The sequence below is a fragment of the Infirmifilum sp. genome, from assembly GCF_049970975.1.
Classification (GTDB): domain Archaea; phylum Thermoproteota; class Thermoprotei; order Thermofilales; family Thermofilaceae; genus Thermofilum; species Thermofilum uzonense.
Genome location: NZ_JBMFLX010000039.1, coordinates 1 through 12,169, shown reverse-complemented (window position 1 = coordinate 12,169; position 12,169 = coordinate 1). Strand labels below are relative to the sequence as shown.

General features: G+C 46.4%; 10 protein-coding genes. 8 read left to right on the top strand and 2 right to left on the bottom strand.

Annotated elements, in window-relative coordinates; translation table 11 throughout:
* Nucleotides 1-73: 73 nt before the first annotated feature.
* Both ACP5KC_RS06665 and ACP5KC_RS06660 read right to left on the bottom strand, forming a co-directional pair.
* Complete coding sequence (locus ACP5KC_RS06665) at nucleotides 74-292, bottom strand: hypothetical protein (RefSeq protein ID WP_424738995.1); 219 nt, start codon at nucleotides 290-292, stop codon at nucleotides 74-76.
* Nucleotides 289-1,836 (bottom strand): family 1 glycosylhydrolase, encoded by a 1,548-nt coding sequence (locus tag ACP5KC_RS06660; RefSeq protein WP_424738992.1) that lies wholly within the window; start codon nucleotides 1,834-1,836, stop codon nucleotides 289-291. The genes ACP5KC_RS06665 and ACP5KC_RS06660 overlap by 4 nt, the downstream gene beginning before the upstream one ends.
* Nucleotides 1,837-1,974: 138 nt before the next feature.
* Between ACP5KC_RS06660 and ACP5KC_RS06655 the strand changes: the two genes are divergently transcribed.
* The 8 genes from ACP5KC_RS06655 to ACP5KC_RS06620 all read left to right on the top strand — a co-directional run bounded on the left by ACP5KC_RS06655 (nucleotide 1,975) and on the right by ACP5KC_RS06620 (nucleotide 11,884).
* Complete coding sequence (locus tag ACP5KC_RS06655) at nucleotides 1,975-4,011, top strand: ABC transporter substrate-binding protein (RefSeq protein WP_428287031.1); 2,037 nt, start codon at nucleotides 1,975-1,977, stop codon at nucleotides 4,009-4,011.
* A 65-nt stretch (nucleotides 4,012-4,076) separates the two neighbouring features.
* Nucleotides 4,077-5,063, top strand: coding sequence for an ABC transporter permease (locus ACP5KC_RS06650; protein ID WP_428287030.1), 987 nt, complete (start codon nucleotides 4,077-4,079; stop codon nucleotides 5,061-5,063).
* Nucleotides 5,064-5,066: 3 nt separating this feature from the next.
* On the top strand, nucleotides 5,067-5,942 hold the full coding sequence (locus ACP5KC_RS06645) for an ABC transporter permease (protein ID WP_424738985.1): 876 nt from the start codon (nucleotides 5,067-5,069) through the stop codon (nucleotides 5,940-5,942).
* Between the two features lie 5 nt (nucleotides 5,943-5,947).
* Nucleotides 5,948-6,979 carry an ABC transporter ATP-binding protein gene (locus ACP5KC_RS06640; RefSeq protein WP_424738983.1) on the top strand — a complete coding sequence of 344 codons (1,032 nt, stop codon included), beginning with the start codon at nucleotides 5,948-5,950 and terminating at the stop codon, nucleotides 6,977-6,979.
* Entirely contained in the window at nucleotides 6,963-7,754 is a 792-nt protein-coding gene (locus ACP5KC_RS06635) for an ABC transporter ATP-binding protein (RefSeq protein WP_424738980.1), read from the top strand. The genes ACP5KC_RS06640 and ACP5KC_RS06635 overlap by 17 nt, the downstream gene beginning before the upstream one ends.
* Before the next feature lie 164 nt (nucleotides 7,755-7,918).
* Nucleotides 7,919-9,019 (top strand): right-handed parallel beta-helix repeat-containing protein, encoded by a 1,101-nt coding sequence (locus tag ACP5KC_RS06630; RefSeq protein WP_428287029.1) that lies wholly within the window; start codon nucleotides 7,919-7,921, stop codon nucleotides 9,017-9,019.
* Entirely contained in the window at nucleotides 9,012-10,478 is a 1,467-nt protein-coding gene (gene bgaS / locus ACP5KC_RS06625; RefSeq protein WP_424738975.1) for a beta-galactosidase BgaS, read from the top strand. The genes ACP5KC_RS06630 and bgaS overlap by 8 nt, the downstream gene beginning before the upstream one ends.
* Nucleotides 10,475-11,884, top strand: a complete 1,410-nt coding sequence (locus tag ACP5KC_RS06620; protein WP_428287028.1) for an ABC transporter substrate-binding protein — start codon at nucleotides 10,475-10,477, stop codon at nucleotides 11,882-11,884. Before bgaS ends, ACP5KC_RS06620 begins: the two co-directional genes overlap by 4 nt.
* The last annotated feature ends 285 nt before the right edge of the window (nucleotides 11,885-12,169 follow it).

Here is a 12,169-nt window from a genome sequence, read left to right as displayed (position 1 = left end):
TCTACTATGAAGGACTGCAAGGGCTGTTGAGTCAAGCAGGAGCGAGGTAGATCCTTTCCCCTCCATTTTGGGCTCACGTCCTCCTCTGAGAGCTTTGCCTTGACTTGAAAAATGAAATAGCATCTTTTGGATCAATGTCAAATTCAAGCTCGTTTACTTGTTCCTTTATCTTTGCGAGCTTCCACTCCTCCACAAGGGTAGCTATCAAGTCATTGTAGCTCTGCAATCCAAGCCTGTCTTTAAGTTCCTTCAGTTTCTTCCAGGTGGTTTCATCGACAGCTATGGTCTTCACAAGAGATCACCCCTTTCAAACTTTAAGAGCATGCTCAAATACTCATTGCGGAGTGCGTTATTTTGAACAATATCCTTATATAATTGTACAGATTTCCTTGCCCTCCTAGCCTTCGTTAACAAGTTTACCTCGTATAAGCCGAATTTTGGTTCAAACCCGTTCTCCCACTCATAATTATCGGTCAAAGCCCAGTGAAGGTAACCTTTAACAGGAAAACCGTTCTCGAGAACCCTCTGGACGACATATAGGTGATTAACTATATAGCGAGGACGAATGTCGTCGTAGGGATCAGAGACACCGTTCTCAGTAATAATGATATTAGACGTGTACTTCATGCCTAGTTCAAGTGTTTCAATCATACCCTCAGGATACATCTCCCACCCCATCCCGTCACATATTCGACCAGACTTCGAGAAGCCGAACGGCTCACATGCAAAGCCGTAGCCCCCAACAGCCTCGAAGTCGAGGAGAGGATGTTCTTTATATCTCTCCTTATTCTCCCTTATAACTATTCGAGAATAATAGTCTATCCCGAGCCAGTCCAGGGTACTTCCCAGAGCAGCGGGCCTCACGATATTTTTCCCGTCAATGTAGAGGTCCAATTTTCCTTTAGCCACAGACTCTAATATCATCTCGTTATGGAAATAAGAGTAATGGCTGACACTCTCAGAGTTTCGGCTCTCCCTATCCGGATAAGCCGGGATCATGTTGTGTATAAGGCCCACCTCAGCAGCCTCCCTTGAATCCACATCTGCTTTCACTTTATCAAACCTCTTAATGAGCGAGTAGGCGAGGGCATGTGCTATTGCGATATTCGAGAACACCTTTGGCAAAACACTAGGCATGTTTACACTAGGCGGGAAACCCGTATAGCCTCCAATATATCCAAGTTCCAGCGGCACAATAGGCTCATTAAATGTAACCCATGTATCAACAAGATCCCCAAACTTCCAGGCGACAAACGAGGCGTACTTAGCAAACTCAACGGGGAAAACATCCTCCAATAGCCCCTTGGGACCCTCTTGTAGGTTTGTCCGATGAGCCCGTATAGGATTATGCAACCAGTAGGGCAGTGTGAAGTGATAAAGTGCCAGGATAACCTTGAAACCACGGGATCTCAAATCCCGTATTATTTCCCTATACAAGTACACATAGTTCATATTAGCTATCTTTTCAAGCTGGTACAATGTTTCATCCGTAATCCTTACTTCCTTTACAAAGCCAAGCCCATCGTGCTCAACGTCCACTTCGATGAAAGAAGTAGGGTACGGGAATATCCTGCTCCACTCTACATTAAGCCTGTAAGTGTTCAAGCCAATTTCTCGTGCCAAAGCATGATCTTCTCGAAACAACTCGAGATAGTTTACTCCGTCTTCTGGCAAGTCGCCGCTCACAAGCTGTCGTGAAATGTTATCGGCGTCGCGCACCCAGTGCCACCAGTCACTGTTAGGATCTATGTAGCGCCTGTACTTGTCTCCCATCTCGAATTGAAACCCAGAGCTTGAAACCCCCCACTTGAAATTATCGCTGAAGCGCAGCTCCATCTATATTTTTATCTCTAACCTTATATTTAAACATCACCTTTGTATCCATTATAAACATATAAAAAACCTTCTTATTTATAAATTGCAGCAAAATTTATAAGTAGATTTTTCAATTATTATACTGTAAAAGGTGAAAACATGAAACATAGAGCGATTAATGTCATCTTACTTCTTGTAATAACTCTTGCAACGATATTGCCTGCATTATCTCAGCCTCAATCGATTCCCAGCCGAAATGAGTATGTCGCCTCTTGCTTTTACGATGCAGTTATAGCTTATAACCCTTACAACCCCCAAGGCGGTAAGCCTGGAATGGGCTTCCTGTATCCCACGCTATTCATCTACGACAGCGCCAACAACGTTTTACTGCCTTTTATAGCCCAGAAGTTCGAGATAATCGACAAGTATACCGTGCGCATCTACATCAGACCAGAGGCGAAGTGGAGTGATGGAAAACCTATCACGGCCAAGGACGTTTACTACACTTCTTGGCTTTCCACACAGCTTGCCAGCGGTCCCTGTGTCGATTGCTACAAGCACATCAAGATAGTAAGCGACAAGGTGTTCGACTACAGCACCTACCTTGTAGACGAGGGACCTAAGCCTGACACACCCTCTCTCAGCCTTTCATCTCTACTGGGGATACTTCTAGCTGAGGTCTACCCCTCTCATGTACTCATGGGAATCTACAACTCGAGCGGTGCCGACGGCGTGAAGAACTGGCGTAACGACGACCCTGCCAAGATGGTTGTCTCAGGACCATACAAACTACAGTCCTTTGACCCCTACAACTCACTTGTCTTTGAAAGAATAGACAACTGGTGGGGTAAAGACATCTTTGGTCTCCCGAAGCCAAAGTACTTTGTCTTCCTAGGCTGCAAGGACAATACCGTGGCCCTAGGAAGACTACAGAACGGTGAGATCGACTGGTGGACAGGCTTCATAGCGGGGGTGAACGAGCTCTTCAAATACGGAATTGGAACCTGGAGCTCACAGCCTCCTTACTTCCGAGCCGGAGTCCCAATAATTCTAGGCTTCAACATGCGTAATCCCGTTCTCGCAGATCCTAACGTGAGAAAGGCAATAGCGTATGCCATCCCGTATAACGACGTCATCGCTAAAGGATATTACAATTACTCGGTTCAGTCAACCGCATGTGGCATAGTCGACGTCTATAAGAGCTATGCAAGCTATCTCGACACCAATCTCTGTGTAAAGTACTTTGGTAACTCTAATTGTAGAGTACCATACGACCCTCAGAAAGCCAAGCAGATTCTCCTCGACGCTGGTTATAAGATCGGCTCTGACGGGTACTTCGTTACACCCGACGGCAAACCCATTCAACTGGTGGCTTCAGTTCCACAAGGCTGGACTGACTGGATGGCTATAATAGAGATAATCGCGAACTCCCTCAACAAGATTGGCCTCAAGACCAGTGTGGTCTACTACGATGCAGGCGTATACTTCGACAAGATCTCTAAGGGCCAAGACATCGACCTCTGGATGGCTGGAGCTGAAGGTCCAGGACCCGAGCACCCGCTAAACACATTCAGATCAATTATGGTGACATGGCTAGCATCCTGGATGAACTACTCAAACCCGCAGGCAGCCCAGCTTATAAACGTCATACCCACTCTCAGTGATCCCACAGCAATAAAGCAAGCCTATAGTAAGCTGGAGGAGCTCTACTATAAGGATATGCCTGCCGTACCGCTCTTCTACGGCGCAATATGGTACGCCTACAGCACAAAATACTGGGTCGGCTGGCCCAACGCCTCCAACGCGTTCTGGGGAGAGACCTGGGCGGGAGCATCGTCGGGTCTTCCTGTAATCTTAGCCCTCGTACCCAAAGGGGCAACTCCCTCAGTTCCAGCGTGGGCTAAGCCGGTTTCACAGGGAGGCCTCTACATCCCATTACCTGACGTCCAAATAGCTCTAGGCAAGGCCACTACCCAGCAGCCACAATCCCAGCCCTCAACACAGCCCCAACAGCCTCCACCACAAAACGCTACGCAGGCTCCCGCTCCCACAACCCAGCAGCCTACCCCACAGCAACCACCTGCGGCACAGCCTACCGACTACACGATGCTAATTGTTGCACTAGCAGTAGTCATAATACTAGTGGCTATCATAGCCCTCCTATACTTAAAGCGGCCGAAAAAGACTTCTAGCTAGGGTTTATAACAAAATCCGGTGTTTAAAAAATGTTTTTTTCCTCCCTGGCTGTAAGTAGAAAATTTTTGATAAGCCTCCTAAAGAGGATAACCTGGCTTATCTTGACGTACTGGATCACGATATCAATCATCTTCATTTTACCCCGACTTATCCCTCAGAACCCCGCCTGGAACTATCTTCAAAGCCTTTACCAACAGTACATGCTTTATCCTGAAACGCTGAAGGCCTACGAGATCCGTCTTCTAAGAGAGTACGGTGTAGGTATGCCGTTATGGTGGCAGTACATGGATTTCCTAGTACGGACCTTCTCTGGAGACCTGGGAACATCTATCTCGTTCTATCCAGCCAAGGTCGTTGAGATCTTTATGCGCGCTATTCCATGGACCCTAGCACTGTTAGTCCCCTCAATCCTGCTTTCATGGACAGTGGGAACCCTCCTAGGAGCCTATATAGGCTATAAGCGTGGAAAAAGAATAGAGAAAATATTCATGAGTTTCTCGTTTATAATCTCCAATATTCCATCCTACTGGCTTGCCCTCCTCATGATCTTCACATTCTCCTTCACGCTCAAGTTATTCCCATCGGGTGGAGCCCTCTCACCGGGAATAACCCCTTCTCTCTCATGGGCATTTATATCCGACTTTCTGTGGCACTATACACTTCCATTTGTAACGCTCTTCATAATATGGACCGCGGGCTGGACTGGCAACATGCGGGCCCTGGTTTCATCCGAGCTTGAAAGCGAATACGTGAACTATCTGCGGAGCATGGGGGTAAAGGACAGCATAATCTTCAGGTATGTCATGCGCTACGCCATGATCCCCCAGCTCGTAGGGCTTGGCGTCGCTATGGGTGGAGTAGTTGTAGGAAACCTCTTCGTAGAGACGGTCTTCAGTTATCCCGGAATAGGCTACTTTGTCAGCGCGGCGCTAGGCTCTCTGGACTACCCGCTTATCCAAGGATTCTTTGTACTAATCGTGGGCTTCGTATTTCTATCAAATTTCATAGTAGACTTGCTACGCCTGGCTCTCGACCCCAGGGCAAGGGTGTAGAAGATGAGCGGTAGGAACGTCTATATGGAGACAATAACATATCTCTTCAAGCGTAACAAGCGTTTCTTGATAGCTTTCACTGTCTTCACCGCTATACTGCTAACTGGATTGTTAGGACCAATACTTTACCCTGTAGATCCCTACTACATGGGGTTTCCCATCCAGCTTCCTCCATGTTGGTCCCATCCGCTGGGAACAGATAGGTTTGGACGAGACATTCTAGCACAACTTCTATACGGCATAAGAACCTCACTATACATCGGCTTCCTAGTTGCGGTAGTCTCAACCTTTCTCGGAACCCTTCTCGGGTCTCTCGCAGGATACTTTGGCGGATGGCTCGACAGCATTGTTGACGGCTTGACCAATATGCTCCTCACAATACCCTCAGGCTTCGTGCTGATAATAGTCACAGCATACATACCCAATAGGACAGTCGAGATACTCGCAGTGATAATGAGCATATTTCTTTGGCCAGGCTACGCGAGAGGAATAAGAGGACAGATAAAAAGCCTGCTTAACAGCGACTTCATAATTCTCAGCCGCGTCTCGGCACTGAGCTCTTGGAGGATACTCTTAGAGGACATATTGCCCAACATTATGGTGTTCATAGTTGTGAACTTTGCCTCATTTCTCGGGTCTGGTATATGGATGGAAACAGCTCTTTCCTTCATAGGTGTGGGAGCCCTCAGGACAATATCCCTTGGATCACTCCTTTACTGGGCTGGAACCCTAGACGCCATAAGAAGGGGATTATACTGGATGTTTATTCCTCCCGGAATCATAATAACGGCTACAGTAACCTCTCTACAGGTACTAGCAACATCACTCGAACCCGTTTTCAATCCCAGGCTAAGAGAGGTTGGTATAGCCGAGGTGTAATCACTATGACTCTCAACGGAAAGATCCTCTTGGAGCTGGACAATGTTCGGGCATACTATTACATAACTCACCGTGGAGTGGAAAGAGCCGTAAAGGCAGTTGATGGAGTCTCGCTGAAGGTCTATAATGGGGAGATTCTAGGAATAATAGGTGAGAGTGGCTCGGGAAAATCAACCCTTGCCGAAGTTATGATGATGAACATACGCCCCCCTCTAAGATTCCTTGAAGGTAAGGTAACATTTCACGATGAGGAGGAAGGCATTATAGAACTGTCCACAAAGACTTACGAGTATCTGCAAAACCACGTATTCGGGAGCAGGATAGCCATCGCCCCTCAAACGGCAATGGTTGCCCTACCCCCCGCTCATAAGCTATGGAAGATTGCGAGGGATATTTTCGAATCTCACGGTATAGTCAAGACTAAGGAAGAAGTCGTTGCCCACTTAAGCGAGATATTCGAGAAGCTTAAGCTTCCGCCTGAAACGCTCAACAAGTACTTCTTCGAGCTTAGTGGCGGTATGAAACAGCGAGTCGTCCTAGCTATGTCCTCACTTTTAAACCCTGACATCCTTATAGCTGACGAGATAATAGCTGCCCTGGACGTCGTCGTAGCTAAAACAGTTCTCGAGACGCTTAAACAGATCCGCGACGTCGGACTTGTAAGTTCGGTCGTATTCATATCTCATGATGTACCAGCAGTCTTTGAAGTCGCCGACAGGATAGCGGTCATGTATGCCGGGAAAATTGTTGAGATAGGTCCCTCTGCAGAGATAGCGAGAAACCCTCTACACCCCTACACACGACTCCTACTTGAATCACTCGTCACCATTGAAAAAGGAGTGGAGAGGGGAAAACTTAAATGGGTCCCCGGCGAGTTTCCAGATCTATCCAATCCTCCACCCGGTTGTAGATTCCACCCACGATGCCCATTTGCGAGGAGTGTATGCAGGGAGGTTATACCTGAACTAGTTGAAGTGAGACCCAATCATTATGTTGCTTGTTTGATGTACGGTGAGAGATATGGGAGTAGTTCTTGATGCCCGGAATATAACAAAGATCTATGAATCTGGCTTCGTCAGGACTACACAAGTTAAAGCACTCGATCGTGTCAACTTGAGAGTTTCCCAGGGAGAGATAATAAGCATTGTGGGCGAGAGCGGGTCAGGGAAAACAACCCTAGCTAAGATAATAGCTAGGATAGAGCCTCCGACATCGGGGGACGTCGTCTTTCTAGGCAAAAACGTATGGAAGGATATACGGGAAAAGGAGGACATTAAATGGTTCTACAGGAACCTAAACATAATCTTGCAAGATCCCTACGCTGTCTTCAACCCATTCCATAAAGTGGACAGGGTACTTGAAATCGCGCTGAAGCTAAATGGAATAGATCCTTCGAGCGAGGAGGGAAAGAAAAGTATCCTTGAAGCCGTTAAGAGCGTTGGCTTAAACCCGCAAGAAGTCCTAGGGAGATATCCGCATCAGCTCTCAGGAGGACAAAAGCAAAGACTTATAGTAGCAAGGCTGTACCTTATCAAGCCTAAACTTATCATATCCGACGAGCCTGTTTCCATGGTTGACCCTTCACTAAGGGCACTAATATTAAAGCTGCTCGTGGACCTCGTCCAAGCTACCGATTCATCAATGATCTTTATCACCCATGATATTGGCCTTGCCTACCACGTGGCTACCAGGATGATCGTCTTGTACAAGGGGAGAATAGTTGAAGAAGGTTCACCCGAAGAAATAGTGTCACAGCCCCGAGAAGAATACACTAGAACTCTTATCAGCAGTCTTCCAAGGGTGGTGCGATGAAGTCACAGGAAGACAGGTTTACAATTCCGCTCATATTTATCTTATTTATATTATTAACATTACTTATTTTAACTACGTACTTTGATTTACATTCTAAAATAAATTATTTTTATAATATTTATCCTAGACAAAGTTATATAAATATTGAAGAGGTGAATAGAAGTATGATATTAGGAATAACAGAGGAAAAAACAGGCTACCTGCTCTTCGACTGGGTAAAGGGCAACGTTATCATCCGGAGCAGGAGCGCCGACGAGGTATTTGAACACGCTGTGAAGCTACTCGCCCCCACGGGCGGCTCTATCATAGTTAACCCAGGAACGTACACACTTACGAAACCACTGACGCTTGGCTCGAAAATTTCCTTGAAAGGAAATGGTTTTCCAACACTTGTCTTCCCAGCTAACAGTGATGGCATAGTGATAAGCGAGGATTCTTCATATGTTGAAATATCGGGTCTTATAATAAGGGGCTCTAAGGAAAGCAGGAGTGGAGCCCTCCTAAGAATAAAAAAACATGGTTTTACTATTCGGATAGCTAACCTCGAACTGTTCAGTCATTACGACGGCATCATCATTGAGGGAGGTATGCCTCCCAAGGACTTTTGGGGGATAATAATATCGGGCGTTCACGTCCACGACATGTCCAATAACGGGCTTGTTGTTAAGGGATATGGTAACGTGCTATACGTCAAGGAGTCTAATATTGCAAACTCCGGTAATGCGTGTATTGTCCTGGAAGACACTGCGGACGGTGTGATGGAGTTCAATAACATTCACTGTTTTAACAGCGGTAAGTACAGCGTCTTGGCGTATAACACTCAGGGAGGCTATGTTCAGCACAAGCGTTTCGTACACTGTAACCTTGAGGGAATAGACATGAGGCCCGAGACTTCCAGATTCACAAACTGCATAAACATAGCTTTCATAGACGTGGAAATAGCAGGGATGCGTGGGAACGGTCTCGAGCTTATAAATTGTCGTGATGTAAGGATCATCGGAGGCCGAATAATAAACAACAGTATCGGATCTCCTTTAAAGTACTCCGGGATATACCTAAAGGACTCAAGGAACGTGTTGATTCAAGGCGTCTTCATATACGACTTTTCCCCACCAGGACAAAAGACACAAGGATTCGGTATCTACGAGGATGGGAGTAGCGACTATAATATCTTCCAAGGAAACGTCTTAAGCGGTAACGGGCTTGCAGCCTTGAAGGTTTCCGGTACCCATTCAATTGTCCAAGGCAACATCGAGGGTGACTGACTTGAAAGGTAAAGAAAAATTCTTCTTTGGTTTCTCTGAGTCCGGGTTCCAGTTTGAGATGGGGATTCCGGGAAGCGAGGATCCTAATTCTGATTGGTGGGTATGGGTTCACGATGGCGATAACATAGCCTCAGGCCTGGTTAGCGGAGACCTGCCCGAGAACGGTACAGGGTACTGGGATCTCTACAAAGTGGATCACAACATAGCCGAGTTCCTAAGCATGGACGCTGCCCGTATTGGGGTCGAGTGGAGCAGGATATTCCCGAGGGACACTAGGGGTGTGAAAGTACATGTTCAGCAGAGCAGTGAGGGTGGGATAGAGTTCATCGAGATAACAGATACCGCCATAAAGCAGTTAGACGAACTCTCAAATAAGCAAGCCGTCAAGAGATACAGGGAGCTCCTCTCCGACTGGAAAAACCGCGATAAGCTACTCATTCTAAACCTATACCACTGGACCATGCCGACGTGGCTTCACGACCCCCTGATGGTGCGAAGGTACGGACCCCTCCACGCGCCCTCGGGCTGGCTTTCAAAAGATACAATTGTAGAGTTCGCCAAGTTCGCCGCTTACATGGCTCACGTCTTTGATGAAATAGTCGATTACTGGAGCATAATGAATGAGCCGAACGTTGTATACATGGGGGGCTATTTCGGTACAGGGTTTCCTCCTGGTATCATAAACCGTGAATACATGATGAACGCGGCGCGAAACCTGATAGAGGCAGTTGCCCGTGCCTATGATGCCGTCAAGCAGTATTCCAGGAAACCTGTAGGCCTCATACATGCAATAATATGGTTTGAACCCAAGTCTGATACAGAGGAGGCCATTAAAGCTACTAATAGAGCCGAGGAACTCTGGCAAAAAGGAGTCCTGGACTCACTAACCAGGGGACAATCTTTCTTCTATCCTTCGCCTCGGAAAGACCTCAGGAACCACATTGACTGGCTAGGAGTGAACTATTATAGCAGGCACGTTGTCGACGAGGCAAAGAACTCGCTCGGATACAGGTACGTTAAGGGCCTGGGATTCTCGTGTGGTGCGAGGAAATCACTAGCCGACCGCGTATGTAGCGATATAGGTTGGGAGTTTTACCCTGAGGGGCTCTACAAGATCTTGTTAAAGCTCTGGAAGGAGTACATGCTCCCTATGATAATTACCGAGAACGGTGTAGCTGATGCGGAAGACAGTATTAGGCATCAGTACATTTTTGAGCATGTAAGATCTGTCTTCAAAGCCATCCGGGAAGGGGTTGATGTGAAAGGCTATCTGCACTGGGCACTTACAGACAACTACGAGTGGGCTTCAGGGTTCAGACCAAGGTTTGGTCTCGTAGAGATTGATTATGTGACTAAGCGTCGAAGGATTAGGCCTAGTGCTATAGTCTTGAAACACATTATTCACGAGAACGAGGTTCTCGAGAACTATGTATATGATCCTGAGGTGAAGCCTCGTTGAGACTTCGAGTCCTTATACTTGTGGCGATTATCGCAATTTTCATAGGATTATTTATTTACGCATACATTGAGTACCTAAGGCTTAAAGAAATCTATGAAAAGTCTTTTCTTACGGTTCTAACCGGGGAACACATCTCTATAGCAACAGATCTCTCGCTCTCATTCACGAGTAATCTGAGATTTTGGTTGCTTGTTAAACCACCAATATACCCAGCCTGGGCCTATCCTCCTCCTCCAGCCAAAGAGATAGGTATAAGCAACATCACCTTTGTAAGACTGAGTACTCTAACCTCGGGCAATAGATCCGTCGATGGACTTATGCTGATACAACCTGACTCGATCCATTATTTGAGAGAGCACGCTTCGATGCTTTCAGTGCTAAACAAGACGATAATAAATAGGGTTCCACCCGTATTCGTGGATCGCAATGGCAAGTACGTTACTGTGGCTTTCAGGGTGAACTCCATCATCGTTAACAAGAAGATGCTGAATGAGCTAGGCCTACCCGAGATAAACAGTCTTTCAAACATCTATGACTTTTTCACTGCTAATCCTTCGGAGGCAATCAAACTTACAATCATAATGCCTAAACCTTCAGCTAACACTCCTACACAATATCTACTCTCTAAAACCCTTGAGATCCATGGGTGGGAGAGAGGACTCCAAATACTAATCGTCCTAGCTGGTCTATCAACAGTTACAGAGAGGGCTAATGATGCCGCTGCCCAGGTAGCACTCGGAATCTATCCCTTGACTATAGGAAATAACGACAACGCCTTCTCAGCCTACATTTTAAGCGGAGGAGATGCCGACCTCATGTTCATAAAGGAAACTAATTATGAGCCCTTGACTTTAGCGGCACTCGAAACAGGTAAAAAGGTCTACGTCGAAAAACTAATACTTTGGTTCCTCTCAAGAGACGGCCAGAAATCGTTCCTAACATACACAGACTACATACCTGTTAATTTCTCCGATACAAACGCATCTAACCACAAGATCGATTATCTATCATCGACTATCAAATACCTAGGCAACCAAGAAATATTCAACTACTCACTGAAACCTGAAACACAAAACTACAGCAGCCTAGCTTTACAGCTCTACGAAAAAGTTTTCCTCGAAGAAGAAGTCCAGGCGAGTCTCAAAAAGCTTTTCCAGAAGATTGCGCAGGAAAACAACCCGATCAAGGCACAGGAAGTAATCCAGAGTCTAAGCAACCATATAAAAGTGCAGGACCCTTGGAGTGGAAGCCTTGTCGAGTTAAACCCAGAGTATTTAGCTCAAGTTCAAGCCAGGCTCTCAAGGATGAATCCATCCGAAGCGTCTTCCTACTTCGACAAACTGCAGAACAGCTTAAGACAATGGATTATGGGTAAAATATCGACGTTCTTGTCAGAGTCCCCTTAGCATTGTAGACCTATACAACTGAAGTTTCTTTTTAAAATTACCACGTGTGGAGGGATAGGAGGATAAAACCAGGTATAGCCTGGCATACGCTGAATAAACCCTTAGAGTGGCTGAGTCTACAAGCTATATAGGTCTCCACGCGGCAAGCATGGCCATAAATACGAGAATGGCAAGGTCACCCCCACCGCTTCCATCCACAACAAATAATCCTTCAATCATTGTAAGAGAAAAGGGGTACAGGTCTATCTACTTCACGGGTCAGCTTGGTAGACTCTATTGGAGAAC

Coding starts and splice junctions, on each gene's coding strand:
- ACP5KC_RS06660 (WP_424738992.1), bottom strand. CDS start 1,836: ATGGAGCTGCGCTTCAGCGATAATTTCAAGTGGGGGGTTTCAAGCTCT.
- ACP5KC_RS06655 (WP_428287031.1), top strand. CDS start 1,975: ATGAAACATAGAGCGATTAATGTCATCTTACTTCTTGTAATAACTCTT.
- ACP5KC_RS06640 (WP_424738983.1), top strand. CDS start 5,948: ATGACTCTCAACGGAAAGATCCTCTTGGAGCTGGACAATGTTCGGGCA.
- ACP5KC_RS06645 (WP_424738985.1), top strand. CDS start 5,067: ATGAGCGGTAGGAACGTCTATATGGAGACAATAACATATCTCTTCAAG.
- ACP5KC_RS06630 (WP_428287029.1), top strand. CDS start 7,919: ATGATATTAGGAATAACAGAGGAAAAAACAGGCTACCTGCTCTTCGAC.
- ACP5KC_RS06635 (WP_424738980.1), top strand. CDS start 6,963: ATGGGAGTAGTTCTTGATGCCCGGAATATAACAAAGATCTATGAATCT.